The sequence below is a fragment of the Paenarthrobacter sp. TA1.8 genome, from assembly GCF_048595705.1.
Classification (GTDB): Bacteria; Actinomycetota; Actinomycetes; order Actinomycetales; family Micrococcaceae; genus Arthrobacter; species Arthrobacter nitroguajacolicus.
In genome coordinates, this window is the sequence record NZ_CP184287.1 from 1,839,270 (window position 1) to 1,859,048 (window position 19,779).

General features: G+C 61.5%; 16 protein-coding genes. 12 read left to right on the top strand and 4 right to left on the bottom strand.

Annotated features, from left to right (window positions below):
• Positions 1–7: 7 nt before the first annotated feature.
• Positions 8–1,411: a class II 3-deoxy-7-phosphoheptulonate synthase gene (locus tag ACNAOT_RS08610; RefSeq protein WP_420180737.1), complete on the top strand. Its 1,404-nt coding sequence runs from the start codon at positions 8–10 to the stop codon at positions 1,409–1,411.
• 71 nt (positions 1,412–1,482) lie between these two features.
• On the opposite strand, the gene pknB is transcribed toward ACNAOT_RS08610, so the two are convergent.
• A complete protein-coding gene (gene pknB, locus ACNAOT_RS08615; RefSeq protein ID WP_420180738.1) occupies positions 1,483–3,567 on the bottom strand; it encodes a Stk1 family PASTA domain-containing Ser/Thr kinase in 2,085 nt (694 codons plus the stop codon).
• A 75-nt stretch (positions 3,568–3,642) separates the two neighbouring features.
• Positions 3,643–4,986, bottom strand: coding sequence for a LysM peptidoglycan-binding domain-containing protein (locus ACNAOT_RS08620; protein WP_420180739.1), 1,344 nt, complete (start codon positions 4,984–4,986; stop codon positions 3,643–3,645).
• 260 nt (positions 4,987–5,246) lie between these two features.
• On the opposite strand from ACNAOT_RS08620, the gene ACNAOT_RS08625 reads away from it, so the two are divergent.
• Positions 5,247–5,600 (top strand): Rv2175c family DNA-binding protein, encoded by a 354-nt coding sequence (locus tag ACNAOT_RS08625; RefSeq protein WP_420180740.1) that lies wholly within the window; start codon positions 5,247–5,249, stop codon positions 5,598–5,600.
• A gap of 97 nt (positions 5,601–5,697) precedes the next feature.
• On the opposite strand, the gene ACNAOT_RS08630 is transcribed toward ACNAOT_RS08625, so the two are convergent.
• Both ACNAOT_RS08630 and ACNAOT_RS08635 read right to left on the bottom strand, forming a co-directional pair.
• On the bottom strand, positions 5,698–6,792 hold the full coding sequence (locus tag ACNAOT_RS08630; protein ID WP_420180741.1) for a polyprenyl synthetase family protein: 1,095 nt from the start codon (positions 6,790–6,792) through the stop codon (positions 5,698–5,700).
• Positions 6,789–7,364 (bottom strand): hypothetical protein, encoded by a 576-nt coding sequence (locus ACNAOT_RS08635; RefSeq protein WP_420180742.1) that lies wholly within the window; start codon positions 7,362–7,364, stop codon positions 6,789–6,791. The genes ACNAOT_RS08630 and ACNAOT_RS08635 overlap by 4 nt, the downstream gene beginning before the upstream one ends.
• A 72-nt stretch (positions 7,365–7,436) precedes the next feature.
• Between ACNAOT_RS08635 and dinB the strand changes: the two genes are divergently transcribed.
• From dinB to murD, 10 genes are all read left to right on the top strand, one after another.
• Entirely contained in the window at positions 7,437–8,699 is a 1,263-nt protein-coding gene (gene dinB, locus ACNAOT_RS08640; RefSeq protein ID WP_420180743.1) for a DNA polymerase IV, read from the top strand.
• Between the two features lie 237 nt (positions 8,700–8,936).
• Positions 8,937–9,305, top strand: a complete 369-nt coding sequence (locus tag ACNAOT_RS08645) for a DUF3040 domain-containing protein (protein WP_017200835.1) — start codon at positions 8,937–8,939, stop codon at positions 9,303–9,305.
• 445 nt (positions 9,306–9,750) lie between these two features.
• Positions 9,751–10,182: a division/cell wall cluster transcriptional repressor MraZ gene (mraZ, locus tag ACNAOT_RS08650; protein WP_017200836.1), complete on the top strand. Its 432-nt coding sequence runs from the start codon at positions 9,751–9,753 to the stop codon at positions 10,180–10,182.
• Between the two features lie 139 nt (positions 10,183–10,321).
• Positions 10,322–11,350 carry a 16S rRNA (cytosine(1402)-N(4))-methyltransferase RsmH gene (gene rsmH / locus ACNAOT_RS08655; RefSeq protein WP_208295758.1) on the top strand — a complete coding sequence of 343 codons (1,029 nt, stop codon included), beginning with the start codon at positions 10,322–10,324 and terminating at the stop codon, positions 11,348–11,350.
• On the top strand, positions 11,347–12,015 hold the full coding sequence (locus tag ACNAOT_RS08660; RefSeq protein ID WP_091466627.1) for a hypothetical protein: 669 nt from the start codon (positions 11,347–11,349) through the stop codon (positions 12,013–12,015). Before rsmH ends, ACNAOT_RS08660 begins: the two co-directional genes overlap by 4 nt.
• 42 nt (positions 12,016–12,057) lie before the next feature.
• Positions 12,058–13,854 (top strand): peptidoglycan D,D-transpeptidase FtsI family protein, encoded by a 1,797-nt coding sequence (locus tag ACNAOT_RS08665; protein WP_179017394.1) that lies wholly within the window; start codon positions 12,058–12,060, stop codon positions 13,852–13,854.
• Between the two features lie 102 nt (positions 13,855–13,956).
• A complete protein-coding gene (locus ACNAOT_RS08670; RefSeq protein WP_420180744.1) occupies positions 13,957–15,603 on the top strand; it encodes a UDP-N-acetylmuramoyl-L-alanyl-D-glutamate--2,6-diaminopimelate ligase in 1,647 nt (548 codons plus the stop codon).
• Between the two features lie 6 nt (positions 15,604–15,609).
• Complete coding sequence (locus ACNAOT_RS08675) at positions 15,610–17,100, top strand: UDP-N-acetylmuramoyl-tripeptide--D-alanyl-D-alanine ligase (RefSeq protein WP_420180745.1); 1,491 nt, start codon at positions 15,610–15,612, stop codon at positions 17,098–17,100.
• Positions 17,097–18,206, top strand: a complete 1,110-nt coding sequence (gene mraY / locus ACNAOT_RS08680) for a phospho-N-acetylmuramoyl-pentapeptide-transferase (protein WP_309074326.1) — start codon at positions 17,097–17,099, stop codon at positions 18,204–18,206. Before ACNAOT_RS08675 ends, mraY begins: the two co-directional genes overlap by 4 nt.
• Positions 18,188–19,777, top strand: a complete 1,590-nt coding sequence (gene murD / locus ACNAOT_RS08685; RefSeq protein ID WP_420180746.1) for a UDP-N-acetylmuramoyl-L-alanine--D-glutamate ligase — start codon at positions 18,188–18,190, stop codon at positions 19,775–19,777. Before mraY ends, murD begins: the two co-directional genes overlap by 19 nt.
• Positions 19,778–19,779: the final 2 nt, after the last annotated feature.

Here is a 19,779-nt window from a genome sequence, read left to right on the forward strand (position 1 = left end):
TTGAAGGGTGACTGAGCTAACCGCGAACACCGCACCCTCCGCAGCAGATCCTCTCGCAAGCACCGCCCAGAGCGGAGCAGCGAACTATCCCGGGCTCGACGCTTGGCGGGACCTGCCGATTTCCCAGCAGCCCACCTGGTCCAACACTGAAGTCTTCAAGGCTTCCGTCAAGGAACTCTCGGTGGTGCCGCCCTTGGTGTTCGCCGGTGAAGTGGACGTCCTGAGGGAGCGCCTGGCCGCTGCTGCCCAGGGCAAAGCCTTCCTCCTGCAGGGTGGTGACTGCGCTGAAACCTTTGAGGCAGCTACCGCCGACAAGATCAGCGCCCGGGTCAAAACGATCCTCCAGATGGCTGTGGTCCTTACATACGGCGCTGCCATGCCCGTCATCAAGATGGGGCGCATGGCCGGCCAGTTCGCGAAGCCGCGCTCATCCAATGACGAGACGCGCGACGGCGTGACGCTTCCCGCGTACCGCGGTGACATTGTCAACGGCTACGATTTCACGCCGGAATCACGCGCACACGACGCCGGCCGGATGCTTCAGGCGTACCACACGTCCGCATCCACGCTGAACCTCATCCGCGCCTTCACCCAAGGCGGTTTCGCGGATCTCCGCCTGGTTCACCAGTGGAACAAGGGGTTCACCGAGAACCCGGCACACGCGCGCTACGAATCGCTGGCGCGCGACATCGACCGTGCCATCAGCTTCATGGACTCCTGCGGCGCCGACTTTGAGGCACTCAAGCGCGTGGAGTTCTTTGCCAGCCACGAAGCACTGCTGCTCGACTACGAGCGCGCACTCACACGCATCGATTCGCGCACCGGCCTGCCCTACGACACGTCCGCGCATTTCCTGTGGATCGGTGAGCGGACCCGCGAGCTGGACCACGCCCACGTTGACTTCCTGTCCCGCGTGCGGAACCCCATCGGCGTCAAGCTTGGCCCAACCACCAGCGGCGACGATGCCTTGCGTCTCATCGACAAACTGGACTCCAACCGCGAACCCGGCCGCCTCACATTCATCACCCGCATGGGCGCCGGCAACATTCGGGAGAAGCTGCCGGCCGTCGTCGAACGCGTCACTGCTTCCGGCGCGCAGGTGCTGTGGGTGACCGACCCGATGCACGGCAACACGGTCACGTCGCCCAACGGCTACAAGACGCGCAACTTCGATGATGTTATTGACGAAGTGCGTGGATTCTTCGAGGTGCATCACGCCCTGGGCACGGTCCCGGGTGGACTCCACGTTGAAATGACCGGCGATGACGTCGCCGAATGCTTGGGTGGCGCCGACCCGATCGACCAGGACGCATTCCTGGACCGTTATGAGTCGGTGTGCGATCCCCGCCTGAACCACATGCAGTCCCTTGAGATGGCCTTCCTTGTGGCAGGAGCCCTCTCCAAAAGGTAGAGATACAAAATGGCGCGGTCCGGATTCCCGGACCGCGCCTTTTTTGCGCTTGGAATTGCAGGGCTCGAACCCTAGACGACAGTCAGGGTGACCACAGAGTCTTCCGGTATCTCGGCATTGACGGGGTTCTGGTCCCGGACGGTGCCGAAGAAGCCACCCAGGATCTTGTTGACCTCTACCTTGAAACCGAGCCTTTTCAGTTCCTTTTCGGCTTCATCGGCCTGCTTGCCGATGAAGCTGGGCACCTTCACCAACTTTGGTCCCTTGGATACTGTGAGCGTCACCGCTTCGCCCCGGAAAAGGGTTCCAGTCGCCGGTACCTGGGAAACAACGGCGCCCTTGGGGACCGTCTTGTCATTCACCGTCTCCGGAGCGATAACTGCTTTGAGCCCGGCATCCTGCAGGGCTTTGACGGCTGCGTCCTGAGTCAGACCGCGCACATCGGGAATGGGAATGGGTTGGGGCCCCTTGGAGACCACCATCGACACGGGGGTGCCATGCCTCACCTCGGTGCCTTCGGCCGGGTCCTGCGAAATCACGACGCCGGCGGGAATCTTCTCGTCAAAGGCCTGCGTGACGTTGCCCAAAGCCATTTCGGCGGAATTCAAGGAAACCTTGGCCTCGTCCAACGTGCCACCGGTCAGACCGGGCAGGGCGAACAGCTGGGCCCCCTTGGAGACGAAGAGCGTGATGGGTTGGAACTTCCGGACCTCGGTGCCGGACTCCGGTTCCGTCCCAACGGCCAGCCCTGCAAGGATGTCGTCGTCGAAAACATCCTTCGGTTCTGATTGGAAGCCGGCAGTTCGGAGGAGCTGTTGTGCCTCGGCCACGGTTTTATTCTTAACGTCCGGGACGGTTCCCGGCGATCCCGGTCCCATCCCGAAGAACCAACCGGCCGACGCCGCAAGCGTTGCAAGGATGACGATGACGATGGTCCAGATAACGCCGCGGCGGCGGGGGTTGCCCTCGCGTAGCGGGCGAACAGGAGTCGCAGCGGCTCGTGCGCGATCTTTGTTCTCTTGCCGTTCCAGTCTCTTCAGCTCCCGTTTGCCGGGCCGGCGCACGTCCGGATCGTTACCCGGATCAACAGCTGCGGCCTGCGGCCTGCCTGAAACACCCGCAGCCATGATGGTGGTGGGGTTGCTCTGGTGCGGGATCAACTCCGTGGGCGAGGCAGTGGAGGCAATGGCTTCTGTGGGGTTCCCGTTGGTAACACCTGCTGCACCGGACCCGCCGAAGGCAGCGGCGGCCGCCGAGGGCGCGGGGGAGGCGGGCAATCGGGACGACGCTTGCCTGTGGTCCAGTTCTTCATCTGTGAGCGTAGTGCGGATGTGGCGGAGCTCGGTCAGCAAAGCGGCACCGTCCACCGGCCTGTTCTCCGCATCTGCTGCCGTGCACCACTGCACCAGTTCATCGAGGTCCTCGGCCAGGCCAGGAGCGGCCTCCGAAGGACGTCCCACCACAGCATTGACGTGCTGGTAGGCAACCTGGATAGGGGAGTCTCCTGCGTAAGGTTGCTTGCCCGTCAACATCTCATAGAGCATGATGCCTGCCGAGTAGATGTCGCTGCGGGCATCGGCTGGCTGGCCGAGAACCAGCTCGGGAGCCAAGTAAGCCACAGTGCCTATCAGGGCACCGGTACTGGTGTTGGCCGAGATCGCCCTGGCCAGCCCAAAATCTCCAACCTTGATGCGTCCGTCGTCTGCAATGAGGACGTTTTCAGGCTTGACGTCACGGTGGATCAGCCCTGAGCGGTGGGCGGCGGCCAGGCCCTCAATGACAGGATCGATCAGCGCCAGGGCAAGGCGCGGCGGCAAGGCGCCCTGTTCGTTCAGGGTGTCACGAAGGGTGTGCCCTTTGACGTACTCCATGACCAGGTAGGCGATATGGCCGTCCTCGCCTTGGTCGAGCACCCCTACGATGTGCGGGTGCGAGAGGCTGGCGGCCGCCTTTGCTTCGCGGCTTAGCCGCTCAAGGAATGTGGGATCGTTGGCCAGATGCGGGTGCAGGACTTTGAGGGCCACGTCCCGCTCCAAGCGCTGGTCCGTGGCCAGGTAAACAGTGGACATACCGCCCCTCGCCAGGCGGGAACGGACCGTGTATCGGCCGTCTACGGTTGCCCCGATGAGGTGGTCCTGCGTTGGTTCTTGCACCATACGATCCTAAACGAGGCAGCGAAGGGGCCCGAATCCACGTAGGTTTCGGGCCCCTTCAAAGGTGCAGTTGATGGCCTAGCCAAAAGTGCGCTGTCGGGCCTTGATCGATTCGACGTAACGCTTGGTGTCGTCATACATGCCGTACTTATTGACGGAGTACTGACCTTGGTAGTAGCCGGCAATCGCCGTGTCCAGGTCCTTGCTGGTAGCAATAAGGGTCCGGATGATGGCGACACCTGCCGTGGCGTTATCGTACGGGTCCAGGAGATTGAGCTTGCGGCCCACGAGGTCGGACGCCCATTGGCCGGAAGAAGGAATAACCTGCATCGTGCCGATCGCATTGGCGGGCGAGACTGCCCGCTGGTCAAAGCCTGATTCCTGTTCGGCGAAGGCCAAAGCCAGTGAAGGGCTGACGCCCATGCGCCGGGCCGTGTCAGCTACGATGCTCTTCATTTCAGCCCGGCTGGGCACCGGTGAGGCGTTGAGCAAGGCCTTGTTCTCGTTAGCCGAGCTGACAACTGCCGGCGGGTAGGTGAAGCCCAGGAACGTACTTGGGACCAAGGGCTTGGTGTCACCGGCAGGCTGCAAGCCTGCGCCGGGGATGGTGAGCTTCTGGCCCGGATAGATGACGGTGGTGGCTGTCACATTGTTGTTGGCAGCCATCAAAGCGGCCAGGGATACCCCGTGGCGGGAAGCGATGGAACTGAGGGTGTCGCCCGCCTTGATGGTGTAGGAACCTGTGCCGGCCAGTGGGGCGGGCGCAGGTGCCGGGGCCGGGGCTGCGGGCGCTGATGGGGCGGATCCGCCACTGACCTTGATTTTCTGACCGGGATAAATGATGGAGCTTCCGCTGAGCCCGTTCCAGCTGAAGATGCTGGAGAGCGGAACGCCATGTTTGGCTGCGATGGCGCCCAAGGTGTCTCCGGCGACCACGGTATAGACGGTTGCGCTGCCCTGGGTGCTGGGCGCACTGGGGGCGGGCGGGGCGGGCTTCGCGGGCGCTGCTGTGGCTGTGCCCTTGAGCTTAATGGTCTGTCCCGGGTAGATCAGCGTGGTTGCAGAGAGCTTGTTCAGCTGAAGAACGGCCGTCGTGTCCACATTGAAGCGGCGTGCGATGGCGCTAATCGTATCGCCGCGCACGATCGTGTAAGAGTCCGGTACTGACGGAGCCATCGCGCGCAGGGCTGCAGGGATGGTGCTGGCAACGGCCTGCGCGGGAATAACAGAGCCCACGTTGACTGCTTGCGCTTTCATGGCCGCAGCGAGCGTAGCCGGAATCTTTCGAGGCTGAGGCGCCGGTGTTGCCATGGACGGTTGTGCCAAGGCTAGCGAGGACAAAACCACGGCGGGAAGCGCAGCCGTGGTTGCCGCGATGACCGGCATGCTCATGGTTCGTTTCGGCGAGCGGGGCGTCGTCATGAAATGTGTCCTCATCTCAAACAGCGGTGGGGGGATTGTTGGCGCTGTTGTCAGTGTTACCAATGTTGCTGATGTTATCAATGATGCAAATGTGATCAGTGTGAATCTCTCACACTTAGTCGATGAGCACAACAATTCCTGTCAAACCGGACAAATAACCACAATTCCGACGGACGAAATTGCGACTGCAAAGCGGTCCGGAGGTATCGGCGTCGGACTCCGGCTATGCGCCGGGAGGGGCGGCGTGGCAACCTTGATCCGTGAGTAATGTAGAAAGCCTTGTTTCCGACTGGCTGCCGCTGCCGGATGTTGCCGAACTGTTGGAAGTTTCCATCACCAAAGTCCACGGACTTCTGGATGAGCGTGCGCTTGTCGCCATCCGGCGGGGAGAACGGAAGATCCGCTCAATCCCTGCCCTCTTTATCCAGGACGGGCATGTTGTAGACAGCCTTAAGGGAACCATTGCGGTTCTCAGCGACGCTGGGTACAACGACGAAGAACTGATCATCTGGCTGTTCACTCCGGACGAATCTTTGCGGGGGCGCCCCATTGACGCCCTGCGCGAGGGGCGTAAGACAGAGATCAGGCGCCGCGCCCAGTCACTGGCCTGGTAACAGCGCCTCCTGAGCGGGCCGGACATAATGCGGACGACGGCGGTGAATCACCGCCGTCGTCGCTGCAAGTCGTGTTCGTGCTGGCGCTGCCTGCGGGTCAGGCTGCCCGACTGACAGCGGCTTCCGCCAGTTGGCGTAGCGCCACCAGTGGCACGTCCTCGAGGGGCAGGCGTTCCAGGGCTTCGAAGGCCCTATCGCTTAGCTCTGCGATCAGCGACTCCGTGGCCTCCAAGGCGCCGCACTCAATCATGACCCGCCGTATTTCAGCTACCTCGTCCTCGCCAAGGTCAGGCTTGCCGAGCATGCGGTCAAGGAGGTCCGCTTCGCTCGGCGGAGCCTGGTTGATGGCAAAACCAACCAGCACGGTGCGTTTGCCTTCCCGGAGGTCATCCCCAGCGGGCTTGCCGGTCGTTTCGGGATCGCCAAAGACGCCCAGGACGTCGTCCCGCATTTGGAAAGCCTCACCCAGTGGTAACGAAAACTCCGAGTAGCCGTTGAGCAAGCCGGAGGGAGCGCCGGCCAGCGCGCCGCCCAACGCCAGCGGATGTTCCGTGGAGTATTTGGCGGACTTATACCGAATGATGGATTTTGCCCGCCCTACGGATCCGGCTCTGTCGCGGACGGGGCCGGCCACTTCTTCCAGGATGTCGAGGTACTGACCTGCCATCACTTCTGCCCGCATCATGTTGAAGATTCGGCGTGCAGGAGTTCCCGCTGCTGCCCGGGGGCCGATCTCCGTAAAGGACTCCTCGCTGAAGGAAAGGCAAAGGTCGCCGGTCAGGATCGCCGCCGCGTCGCCGAAACGCCCGCTGTCCAGCGCCCAGCCATTCATTTCATGGAGCTGGCTGAACCGCTTGTGCACGCTTGGTCCACCGCGGCGGGTGTCGGATCGATCAATGATGTCGTCGTGGATCAGGGCTGCCGCTTGGAAAAGCTCCAGGGCGCACCCGGCCGTGACGATGCCCGGATCGTCGGCGGCGCCGCCTGCGCCCCTCCAGCCCCAGTAACACATCAGGGCACGGAGACGTTTTCCGCCGGTGACCAGATTCGAGATCGATCCAATAAGCGGTTCCACATCGGGAGAAACCGAGGCCATAAGGTCCCGCTGCTCAGACATGAACCCGCTCAGTTTGCCGGCAACACCGCCAATGAACTTTGCCTGCTCCGAGGTGACGTGGGAAGTTACCGTCACTTGACGGACCCGGCCGCCACGTTGGCGCCGATAGTGAACGTTGAGACGCCTTCTTTTTGCCTGACCGAAACGTTCACCGTCTCGCCGTCACCACGGATGAAGTCCAGGGAGGTGACATTGCCGACAGCGGACGGGCCGGGGACAAGTTTAAAGCCCTGTGCCTCCATGGAGGTCTTGTAGTAGTCCACAACGCCCTCCGGCGGAGCCTTGATTGTTCCAACGAGGGCCACTGTGGCTACTGCAGCGCTCTTGTCCACGCTGCTTGAACGAACAGAAGTCTTGGGCATGACCGGGATGAGTTGCTCAGGGAAACCAGGAACAAGCGCGTTCACCGTTGCCGTGGCGTCGGGAGCAGCTGTGGGGGTTTCCGTAAAGGTGGTGGTTTCAGGCGACGCCGTTGATCCGGAAGCAGATGATGACGGAGTCGGCGGCGCCGACGATGGCGAGGAAGCGCTTGTCGCGGACGGCGCTGCCGAACCGCCGGGTGATGGGGTGCATGCTGAGGCCGCCAAAGCGACACTGACTGCGAGCAGGGCAAACCCTCGCGATTGAGGAGTTCCAAAGAGCTTCACAGGGTATCCTTCCTGGGGCTGAGCCGGACTGTGCCTCCAGTTTAGTCAGTGGTCGGGCATAGTATTGCCGTTGTGAGGCAGGAAGCATTCGGTGGCGCGCAAAGTGCCGGCAGCAAGCCCGCCCGCAGCGCAGGAGATGCACTGCGGGAAATGCGGCGAACCAGCATACTTCACGTGGATATGGACGCTTTCTTCGTCTCCGTGGAATTGCGCAGCCGCCCCGATCTTCGGGGAAAGCCGGTCATAGTTGGATTTCCTGCAGAACGGTCCGTGGTGCTTTCTGCGTCTTACGAGGCCCGGGCCACAGGTGTGAAGTCTGCCATGCCAATGTCCATTGCCATGAGGCGGTGTCCATCCGCGGTGATCATCAACCCCCGGCACACGGAGTACTACGAGGTTTCCGCCCAACTCATGGAGATTTTCGCCTCCATTACTGACCTGGTGGAGCCGCTTAGCGTCGACGAAGCCTTCCTGGACGTGGGAGGCGCGATTCGTCGTCTTGGGGCCCCGATGGACATCGGCCATCTCATCCGCCGCAGGGTTCATGCAGAACTTGGCATCACGGCATCCGTAGGGATTGCCAGCACCAAGTTTGTGGCCAAGATCGCCTCCACGCGGTGCAAGCCCGACGGTATCCTCCAGATTGACGCGGAGGACTCCATCCCTTACCTCCATAGTCTTCCTGTCGGCGCCTTGTGGGGTGTCGGTGGAAAGACTGCCGAAGTGCTCTCCCGTATGGGCATTCGCACGGTAGCGGATGTCGCGGCAACGCCCCTGCCATCGCTGAAAAAGGTGTTGGGAGCCAGCGGCGAACATGTTCATCGCCTGTCCATGGGTATCGACCCGCGACCCGTAACTCCGGCCAGGCTTGAAAAAAGCATCGGCGCGGAGGAGACGTTCTCCGTGGACACGGCCGACGATGCTCTACTGCACAGGGAATTGCTGCGTCTTTCGCACCGCACCGCCATCCGGCTCAGGAGCTCAGGCATGCTGGCAAGGACTGTGGCACTGAAGCTGCGGTACTCGGACTTCTCCACGGTCACACGCAGCCGCACCGTGCACACCCCCGTGGACAGCGCGCAACTGATCTACCAAGTGGCCGTGCAGCTCCTTGAATCCCTGGGGACGCGGTCCATGAGCGTTCGACTCGTAGGAGTGCGGGCTGAGCAATTGGAACAGGCAGGCCAGACATCCCTGCAGTTGAGCCTTGATCGGCGGGACGATAACTGGCGGGCGGCCGAACAGGCGCTTGACCGCGTCTCCGAGCGTTTTGGGTCCAAAACGCTTCTTCCGGCACGGCTCCTGGAACCTGGAAAGCCGCCTGCGGACTCCTGAGGCCAGCACGGGTACCCGGCAGGACTCCTCGCGTCTTTCAGAACGGCGTCGGACAAACTATCCTATTTATTACAGAGATTTAGATCGTCTGGACAAACTGTTTCCTGAACAGTCGGCCCCGGGATGCCCGCTGAACCAAGAGGGAATTTTGGGAACGATTTTCTTGGTCCGATCGTTATGGAAACAGACGCACAGGACGCGTTATGTCCAGACGCTGGCTGACTAAAGGAGGTCGCGATGCCCCTCTCGGAGCATGAACAGAAGCTGCTTGAGCAACTTGAGAAGCAACTTCATGAGGACGATCCGAAGTTCGCCAACACCATGGGTTCGGATCCCATCCGCAGCTGGTCTACCCGGCATGTCATCATCGGTGTGCTTGGTGCCATTGCCGGTATCCTTCTCCTGCTTGTTGGCGTATCAATGCAGGCGATACCTGTGGGTGTCCTTGGTTTCATCGTCATGGGTGCTGGCGTCTACTTTGCCACGTTACGTGGCGCGGCCTTCGGCAAAGCCAACAAAGGAAAACCTGGCAAGACCAAGCCCAAGAGTTCGTTCATGAGCAGCTTGGAAGAACGTTGGGACGAACGGCGTCGCGACGACAACTGACTGACCCTTCCGGGCTCTCAGCCGTCACCCGCGGCCACTCCTGAATCAAGCACGCCCCTAATTTTCCACAGGGGATAACGAAAGACCCGCACTGCGGGTCTTTTCGCGTTTAAGGGCTCGTCCTCTGGTGGGGGAGCGGCCGCTCCACTTCCCACCCTTTTCTCCACTCCTCACCCCTCTGCCCTGAACATGGCCTGGCATCGCCCGATCCGGGGCACGAATTTCGGGATCCTCAAACGGCCTGCCCTGCCTTCTGCATTGGGCCCTCCACTTTCTTCCACCGCCCTAAAATCCGCGTGACTTCGGGCCCGACGATTCTCAAAGTGGTGGAGAAACGCCATCGATTGCGTTGACTGTGGGGCGTTGTGGAGTAAAGTGGAGTGCATAAGAGGGTAGTGGCAGTGTTGGGTATGTGCGGGCACCTTGATTGAGGGGCGGTGGGCCAGTGTTTCTGGGTACTCACTCGCCGCGTCTTGATGAAAAGGGCCGGATCATCCTCCCCGCTAAGTTTCGTGAGGAACTTGCCGATGGATTGGTTCTCACCAGGGGCCAGGAACGCTGCATCTACGTCTTCAGCCAAAAAGAATTCGAGCGCATTCACGAGTCAATGCGGGAGGCGCCACTGTCTTCCAAGCAGGCGCGTGACTACATTCGGGTTTTCCTGTCTGGAGCCTCTGATGAGGTACCTGACAAGCAGGGGCGCGTGACGATTCCGCCGGCGCTCCGGACATACGCAGGGCTTGGTCGGGAACTGGCCGTCATCGGCGCCGGTACCCGGGCGGAGATCTGGGATGCCGAAGCTTGGAACGAGTACCTCAACGAGAAGGAAGCAGCCTTCTCGGAAACGGATGACGACAATCTGCCCGGGTTCATCTGACCCCGGTTGGAGGAAGCCGCAGTCCAGCTTCTTGAATGGGATCTCCAGCCGCCCATCGAACTGTCTTCCTGGCTCACCTTCCCCTGAGCCAGGCCGGCCGAACGATAGGCGCGGATGGGGATCCGATTCAAGAATCAGCATGCAAGCGATTGAGGAAAGAGGAGGCAGCGTGGAAGAGCAGGACGCGGCAAAGCCCACATCGGAGCGCCACGTGCCCGTCCTGAAAGACCGCTGCATCAACTTGCTCGCTCCCGGGTTTGAGGCCGCCAGGAAACGCGGGGAACGGCCTGTCGCCATCGATGCAACCCTTGGCATGGGGGGCCATTCCGAGGCCATGCTGCAGCGCTTCCCTGACCTCCACTTGGTTGGCATCGACCGCGACGAGGAAGCCCTGGCCTTGGCCGGAGCCCGCTTGGAGCCCTTTTCTGACCGTACCGATCTTGTCCACGCGGTGTACGACGAGATTGAGGACGTCCTGCTGGACCTGGGCATACCGGAAGTTCATGGCATCCTCATGGACCTTGGGGTCTCGTCCCTGCAGTTGGATGAGCGTGAGCGTGGATTCGCGTACTCCTACGACGCTCCCTTGGACATGCGGATGGATACCAGCCGCGGCCAAACGGCAGCTGATGTGGTCAACAACTACAGCGAAGACGAACTGGTGCGCATCATCAGGAAATGGGGCGAGGAGAAGTTCGCCGGGCGGATAGCCAACCGGATCGTCAACGCTCGCGCGGAGAAGCCTTTTGCCACCACAGGGGAACTTGTGGAGCAGATCCGCAGCGTTGTCCCCGCTGCTGCAGCGAAGAGTGGCGGTCATCCGGCCAAGCGCACGTTCCAGGCCCTAAGGATTGAGGTCAACGAGGAACTCGATGTCTTGGAACGTGCAGTTCCGGCAGCGGTTGCCGCGACGTCCATGGGTGGTCGGATTGTGGTCATGTCCTATCACTCCCTTGAGGACAAGATCGTGAAATCCGTTTTCCAGTCAGGTTCCAAATCGTCGGCACCACTCGGTTTCCCGGTTGAGCTAGAAGAACACAAACCCGAATTGAAGACCATTACCAAGGGCACGGAAGTGCCTACAGCAGCAGAAATTGCTGAAAACCCCCGCGCGGCGTCTGCCCGGTTGAGGGCAGTGGAGCGTATCAAACAGAGGAGAGACGCATGAGCAACGCCGCAGCGAAGACCTTGCCCTCCACGGTGGGCAGCACTGCACGTGCGCTTCCGGTCCCGGCGGGAAAGCCCGACACTGCCCGCAAGGCACGCACTCCTCTATCAGTGGTACGCAGTGCACCGGGAAAGCGAAGGACGCCGTTTGTGGTCCTGTGCTTCGTGGCGATGGCAGCCGCGCTCCTGACGGTCCTGGTGCTGAACATTTCCGTGTCCACAGCGCAGTACCAGTTGGTGCAGTTGAAAGCCGAAGCTGCCACGCTGAACAAAGAGAACCAGGACCTGACGCAGAGGAAGCAGAACTTCGAAGCTCCGCAGAACCTCGCTGCCAAGGCTGCAGAATTGGGAATGGTTGCTTCCACAGTTAAAGGCCAAATCGATCTGAACACCATGTCTGTGACAGGTAAGGCATCACCGGCGGTTAAGGGAGATAATCCCGGAGCCCTGCTTGCTGCTCCGGCTGTTGAGGGTTTGATTGACGTGGTTCCATCGGTAACTACCAAGGACCCGCTGGAAAGCCGCAAGCCGGACGCAACTCCGACGACCCCGGCTGCAACTCCCCCGACGCCGGCGGCTACCCCGGCGTCTCCGGCAGCGACACCGCCGGTAGAGCTCCACGGGGGATCGGTACCGGCCCCCCAGCAGAAGGCACCAGGGCAGTAGACCGTCAGTCCACCGAAGCAAGGCCAGCAGCAAGGAATCAACGTGGCGAAGAACCCCGGCACATCGAAAAAAACGAAGACGCCGGCGGCAAGAAAGCGGTTGCGCGTTGGCCTCGGCATCATGCTGACCTTGCTCCTGGTGGTGGGTGGCAAGCTGTTCATGGTTCAAGGCCTGGATATGGGCGGGATGGCTGAAGCTGCCTTGGCGAGCCGCCTGACTCCGCAAGTGCTCCCTGCCGAGCGGGGGCAGATTGTGGATGCAAACGGGACGGTGCTGGCCAGCAGCGTGATCCGGTACAACATCGTGGTGGACCAGACGGTGAATACGAGCACGGAAACTTTCCACCGCTTCAATGAGAAGACCGAGAAACTGGACGAGATCACCCGTGATCAGGGGATCTCTGACCTGGCCGGGCTTCTGGGAGCGGATGAAAGTACTATCCGTGAATCTTTGACCGGGGATAAGCAGTACTTCATGGTGGCAAAAGACGTCAAGCCGGAACTGGAAGACCGGATTTCCAAACTCTATATCCCGGGCCTTAGTGCGGAGGGTGTCAGCAAGCGCGTTTATCCGAACGGCAGCGTTGCCGGCGGCGTGGTTGGTTTCCTCAAGGATGGAACCAACGGGCAGGCGGGCATCGAACAAACCCAGGACGAGATTCTTCGTGGTGTTGAGGGTAAACGCGTCTTTGAGATCGGCGCTGATGGACTCAGGATTCCGGTGGCAACAGATGAGCTCACCCCGGCTGTTGATGGTAGCGACGTCAAGCTGACCATCAACACGGACATCCAGTATTTTGCGCAGCAGGCAATCCAAAGCCAAGTCAACAAGATGAACGCCGAGTGGGGTTCCATCATTGTGATCGATACCAAGACGGGCAATCTCATTGCCTTGGCTGATACCAATTCGCCGGACCCCAATGACCCCGGGAAGGTTGATGCCAAGGATCGCGGCGTCAGGTCGGTGACGGCCGCCTACGAGCCCGGTTCCGTGCAGAAGATGATCACTGCCGCAGCCGTAATTGAGGAGGGGAAGTCATTTCCCCTGGACCACTTCACTACCCCCGCGGCCTACACCATCGATGGGCAGACGTTCACCGACGCCTTCGAGCACGGCACTGAAGAGCGCACCCTGGCCGGTATCCTCGGCTGGTCCATGAACACCGGAACGGTGATGGCGGGCAGCCGGCTCACCAAGGAACAACGATACGACTGGTTGAAGAAATTCGGCATCGGCGAACAGACGGACATCGGCCTTCCCGCGGAAGCAACAGGCATCCTGGCCAAGCCCGAGCAGTGGGACGACCGTCAGCAATACACCGTGCTGTTCGGGCAGGGCGTGTCCCAATCGACACTCCAGACCGTTCGCGCCTTCCAAAGCATTGCCAACGATGGCGTGATGCTGCAGCCCAGGCTCATTGACAGCTACATCACCCCGGAGGGCGAGGAGCAAAAGGTTCCTGCCAAGGACTCCCGCCAAGTGGTGTCCAAGGAAACAGCCCAGCAGGTACGGGACATCCTGGAAAGCGCCGTAACCGAGGGGCAGATCAAGGATGCAGCCATTGACGGCTACCGCGTCGGCGCCAAGACAGGAACGTCCCAAGCTCCCCGCGAGGACGGACTGCCGGGATTCGACGGCTTCACAGCCTCGATGGTGGGCATGGCACCCATGGATGACCCCAGGTTCATCGTTGAAGTGGTCCTTCAGCGCCCCAAGGGAAACATCTATGGAGTCACGAACGGACCCGTCTTCCGTTCCGTGATGGCGCAGGTCCTCCGGACCTACAACGTGGCCCCGTCTACCGGAACGCCCGCGCGGTTGCCCCAGTTCGTCAAGTAAGCTTTTTGGGCGTCTGTTTCGGCCAAAAATCGATCCACCACTAACGGCCCGGGCGCCGCTGGCCCCAAGCCGGTCGTTCCACGAGCACCAACGGAGAACCACGTGTCAGAGCACAATGAGGCAGCTATCAGCGCCACTACGCCGGATGCCGGCCAGACCGGCTTTCGTCCCGCATCCGTGGCGGCAGTGCCGTTGGCAGTCATCGCGGACGCACTGGGCGTCGCCGCTCCGGATGCCAGCCGGGACAGGGGAGTGACAGGCATAACCCTCAACTCCAGGGCGGTCGAAGCAGGCGACCTCTACATGGCCCTGCCCGGAGCTTCCCGCCACGGTGCCGACTTCGTACCGCAGGCAGTAGAGGCCGGGGCGGTTGCGGTGGTCACGGACGACGCCGGGGCGCGCCAGCTTGCGCTTGCGGGCGAGCAGCCCGTGCCGGTACTTATCGTCCAGGAGCCGCGGACCGCCGTCGGGCGCTTAGCAGCACTGATATACCGCAGCCAGCCTGCGGATAGCGGCTTCCCGACGCTGTTCGGTGTCACAGGCACCAATGGGAAGACCACCACCACCTACTTCATCAACTCTTTGTTGCGCGCCTTGGGTAAGAAGCCCGGCCTCATTGGAACCATTGAAATCGTTGCAGGCGGGGAGCCGATCCCCAGCCTCCTGACGACACCCGAATCCACCGATGTCCACGCACTGCTGGCCCTGATGCGGGAACGGGGCCTGGACGCGGCATCCATGGAGGTTTCGTCCCACGCAATCTCCTACCACCGCGTGGACGGGGTGATGTTCGACGTCGCAGGTTTCACCAATCTCACCCAGGACCACCTGGACCTGCACGGCAGCATGGACGAGTACTTCCGAACCAAGGCTGAACTTTTCACTGCAGGCAGGGCCAGGCACGCTGTGGTCACGGTGGACGACGCCTGGGGGCGCAAGCTGGCGGAGATGGCCGACATTCCGGTCACCACCCTCGCGACCAAGCCCCTCGCCGGCGGAAGCGTCAAGGCCGACTGGAACGTTGTGTCCATCACGGCGCGCGGCCTGGGCTCGGAATTCGAACTCAGGCACGCCGACGGACGAACCCTGCGCGTCCACACCGGCTTGCCGGGAGATTTCAATGTGGCAAATGCAGCCCTGGCCACGGTCATGATCCTGACATCCGGTGTGGATGAAAACGCCCTCCAGGCTGCCTTGGATTCGCACGATCCTTTCACTGTGGCAGTGCCCGGACGTATGCAGCTGGTCTCTGCAGAGCCGGCCTCCGTTGTTGATTTTGCCCACAATCCGGACGCTTTGTCCCGTGCCTTGGAAGCCGTCCGTTCACCCCTCGAAGGATCCCGTGTGATCGTGGTCTTCGGGGCAACGGGTCAGCGCGACCAGGGTAAGCGGCCCACAATGGGGGCCATCGCTGCCCGCCTTGCCGACATCGTGATCATCAGCGATGACGATCCCCACGACGAGGACGCAGCAGCGATCCGGGCAGAGGTCCTGCAGGGTGCCCACGCCGCCCGGGACTCGGAAAATCTGAACAGCGAAATCATCGAGTCCTACCCGAGGGATGCAGCCATCAAACTGGCCGTGGACATGGCAACCAGCAAGGACACTATTCTCATCGCCGGGCGCGGCCACGAGGTGTGGCAAGAGGTCAAGGGAGTGAATCTTGCCCTGGACGACAGGGTGGAGTTGCGGGCCGCCTTGACATCCAAGGGATTCAGCGTTTCAGCGGACCAGCGGATAGAGTCCTAAACCGAGATGATTGCACTTACTGCGGCGGAGATCGCCGACCTCACCCATGGCCGATTGACCGGAGCTCCGGACATCGTGCCCACTTCCGTCGTCACTGATTCACGGGAAGCGACACCCGGATCGCTGTACGTGGCCAAGCCCGGCGAACACGCCGATGGCCACGACTTCGTTGACGCCGCTTTCGAACGAGGCGCCGTTCTGGTTCTCGGCGAACGCGAAGTGACCGATGCCGACGGCCGCCCCTATCCCGCCGTCGTAGTTGAGGATGCTGTCCTGGCCATGGGCGTGTTGGCCGCGGAGGCCGTCCGCCGCATCCGTGCTGAGCGGCAGAGCCGCGGCGAGGACTTTACGGTCATTGGCATCACAGGATCAGCTGGCAAAACCACCACCAAGGATCTCCTTGCCGGTGTGCTGTCCACCGCTGGAGCCACTGTGGCTCCCCAGGGTTCCTACAACGGCGAGGTGGGCGTCCCGCTGACGGTATTTGCCGCTGACGCCAATACCCGCTTCCTGGTGATCGAGATGGGTGCTACCGGTCTGGGCCACATCAAATACCTGGCAGAGATGGTCAAACCGGACATCGGTGTGGTCCTGGTGGTCGGTACGGCTCACGCCGGCGAGTTCGGTGGTGTGGAGAACATCGCCAGGACCAAGGGCGAACTCGTGGAAGCCCTTGGCGAGAATGGTACAGCCGTGATCAACCTCGATGATGGCCGGGTTGCTGCCATGCGCACCCGGACCCAAGCAAAGGTTCTGGGCTTCACGGCTTCGCCCGCTACCACCGAAGAGGTGGAAGCCCGCAGTGTTGTGGTCAACGAGCAAGGCTTTCCTGAGTTTAATCTGGTGCTGCCCGACGGCGGCCCGTCCGTTGAGGTGCGAAGCCGCCTGATCGGTGGCCACCACGTCACCAATCTGTTGGCGGCAGCCGCAGCCGCGTTCGCCGCTGGCATCCCGGCCGCTGACATTGCCTCCTCGCTCAGCTCTCAATCGGCGGCCAGCCGCTGGCGGATGGAGCGAACTGAACGTGAAGACGGCGTCACCATCATCAACGACGCTTACAACGCCAACCCGGAATCGATGCGGGCTGCCCTGCGAACGCTGGCGGACCTTGGACAAGGCAGAAGGACGTGGGCCGTTCTTGGCGCGATGCTCGAGCTGGGGGAGGACTCCATCCGCGAGCACACCGCCGTAGGTACCCAGGTGGTGCGGTTGAACATTTCCAGGCTGGTGGTAGTGGGACGCGAAGCCCGTGCCCTCTACATCTCCGCTATCCAGGAAGGTTCCTGGGGTGACGAGTGTTCGTTCACGGAGACTGTGGAAGAAGCCTATGAGCTGCTTCAAAATGAGCTGAAACCCGGAGACCTGGTGCTCTTCAAGTCCTCCAACGGCGTGGGACTACGGCATTTGGGTGATCGGATAGCATTACCTCCACGGGCCGAGCCCACCGGAGACAACGCGGCCGAAGCTGCCGCAAGCGAAGGGAACGAGCTGCTGTGATTGCACTTTTGATCGGCGCCGGCGTCGCCCTTCTGGTGGCCCTGATAGGGACGCCCCTTTTCATCAGGTTCCTGGTGGCCAAGAGCTACGGACAATTCATCCGTGACGACGGACCCACTTCCCACCACACGAAGCGCGGCACCCCCACTATGGGCGGAACCGTGGTGGTGGCCGCGGTGCTCATCAGTTACTTCGTGACACACCTGATCATGTGGATGATGAATCCGAACTCTGCGGGGCCGTCCGCATCCGGGCTGCTTCTGCTGTTCCTCATGGTCGGCATGGGCTTTGTGGGCTTCCTCGATGACTTCATCAAGATCTCCAACAAGCGCAGCCTCGGCCTCAATGCACGCGCCAAGCTGATCCTCCAAGCTGCCGTTGGCATCATCTTCGCGGTCCTGGTTCTCCAGTTCCCCAATGAGGACGGCCTGCGTCCTGCATCGACCCAGATTTCCCTGGTGCGGGATATCCCCTGGTTGGACCTTGCCTTCGGCGGCACGGTGGTCGGTGCCATCCTGTTCGTGCTCTGGTCCAACTTGATCATCACAGCGGCTACCAACGGCGTGAACTTGACTGATGGCCTGGATGGATTGGCTGCTGGAGCATCCATCATGGTCTTTGGCGCCTACACCATCATGGGGATCTGGCAGAACAACCAGGCCTGCGGCTCACCACGGGAAGCCGGCAGCGGTTGCTACCAGGTGCGCGACCCCATGGACCTTGCCCTGCTGGCGGCTATCCTCAGTGCTGCCCTGGTGGGATTCCTGTGGTGGAATACTTCACCCGCCAAGATCTTCATGGGTGACACAGGTTCCCTGGCCATTGGTGGTGCCGTTGCGGCGTTCGCCATCCTGTCACGCACCGAACTCCTGCTTGCCTTCATCGGTGGCCTCTTTGTGCTGATCACGCTCTCCGTCATCATCCAAGTGGGCTTCTTCAAGCTCAGCGGCGGAAAGCGCGTTTTCAAGATGGCACCGCTACAGCATCACTTTGAATTGAAGGGCTGGGATGAAGTTACCGTCGTGGTCCGGTTCTGGATCCTCGCAGGGCTCTTCGTGGCTGCCGGCCTTGGAATTTTCTATGCTGAATGGGTGGTGCTGCTGTGAACGAAAACCCGGATACGACGCCGTCGAACGCCGACAGGCTCAACGAACTCACTAGCTGGGATGCTGACTGGGCCGGTCTGCGCGTCGTGGTGACAGGCATTGGCGTCTCCGGCTTCTCAGCTGCCGACACCCTGATCGAACTTGGTGCAAAGGTAGTGGTGGTTGACGCCGCCACCAGTGCAAAGGCCGAAGCCCAAGCCGACACCCTGAAAATTGTGGGGGCCGTTGATGTGCTGTTGGGGGAGGAAGCCGTTACGGCACTCCCATTGATCGACGGACGATTGCCCGAGCTTGTGGTGACCTCGCCGGGGTGGCGCCCCGACCAAGCCCTGCTTGCCGCGGCGAAGCGGAAGCACATCGCTGTCTGGGGCGACGTGGAGCTCGCTTGGCGTCTTAGGGAGCGGGCAGGACGCAAGACGGCGGACTGGCTGACGATCACCGGCACCAATGGCAAGACCACTACGGTGGGCATGGCTGAATCCATGCTGCAGGCAGCCGGACTTAAGGCGATTGCAGTGGGAAACGTCGGCACTCCTATCCTTGACGCGCTCCGGGATCCCGTGGACTACGACGCTTTCGCCGTTGAGCTCTCCAGCTTCCAGCTGCACTGGAGCCACTCGTTGTCTCCAGTGGCCAGTGTTTGCCTTAACGTTGCCGAGGACCACGTCGATTGGCACGGCTCGTACGCCTCGTACCTCGCGGACAAAGCAAAGGTGTACGAGAACACGCAGAAGGCCGCCGTCTATAACGCGGATCAAATCGAAACCGAACGAATGGTAGAGAACGCCGACGTCGTGGAAGGATGCCGCGCCATCGGTTTCACCACCAATACACCGGCTGTGAGCATGCTGGGTGTGGTGGACGGCCTGCTTGTTGACCGGGCCTTCATAGCTGAGCGCAAGGACTCCGCGGCGGAACTTGCTGCGATGTCCGATCTTGGTCCGGTGGCGCCCCGCCACATGGTGGCCAACGCCCTCGCAGCGGCTGCCCTCGTCCGGGCCTACGGAATTGATCCGGCAGCGGTGAAACAGGGCCTGGTCAACTATCTTCCGGGTGCCCACCGCATCCAGCTGGTGGCCAACCACAACGACGTCCTGTGGATCAACGACTCCAAGGCAACCAATCCTCACGCAGCATCCGCAGCCCTCTCGGCTTTCCAGCAGGTTGTCTGGATTGCCGGCGGCCTCTCCAAGGGCGTCAACTATGACGACCTCGTCAAAGAGCACGCACCCCGGTTGAAAGCCGTTGTACTCATCGGAACCGACACGGAGGCGTTGGAGGGGGCCCTCCAACGACACGCGCCGGATGTCCCCGTGATAGCGCCTCCCAAGGGCGACACTGAAGGAGTGCAGACCGCAGCCTCAGACGCCGCTTCGCCAATCTACGGTGAGGCCATCATGGCCCAGGCCGTGGCATCGGCGGCCGGAGTGGCAACGCCCGGCGATACCGTCCTGATGGCACCGGCGGCTGCATCCATGGATCAGTTCTCTTCCTACGCTCACCGTGGCGACGCTTTCGTCCTGGCAGTTCGCGAGCTTGTGGAAGGGCAGGCACCGACCACCGAGGAGTAACA

Coding starts and splice junctions, on each gene's coding strand:
- ACNAOT_RS08645 (WP_017200835.1), top strand. CDS start 8,937: ATGCCCCTCTCGGAGCATGAACAGAAGCTGCTTGAGCAACTTGAGAAG.
- ACNAOT_RS08660 (WP_091466627.1), top strand. CDS start 11,347: ATGAGCAACGCCGCAGCGAAGACCTTGCCCTCCACGGTGGGCAGCACT.
- ACNAOT_RS08620 (WP_420180739.1), bottom strand. CDS start 4,986: ATGACGACGCCCCGCTCGCCGAAACGAACCATGAGCATGCCGGTCATC.
- pknB (WP_420180738.1), bottom strand. CDS start 3,567: ATGGTGCAAGAACCAACGCAGGACCACCTCATCGGGGCAACCGTAGAC.
- murD (WP_420180746.1), top strand. CDS start 18,188: ATGGGTGGTGCTGCTGTGAACGAAAACCCGGATACGACGCCGTCGAAC.
- ACNAOT_RS08675 (WP_420180745.1), top strand. CDS start 15,610: ATGATTGCACTTACTGCGGCGGAGATCGCCGACCTCACCCATGGCCGA.
- rsmH (WP_208295758.1), top strand. CDS start 10,322: ATGCAAGCGATTGAGGAAAGAGGAGGCAGCGTGGAAGAGCAGGACGCG.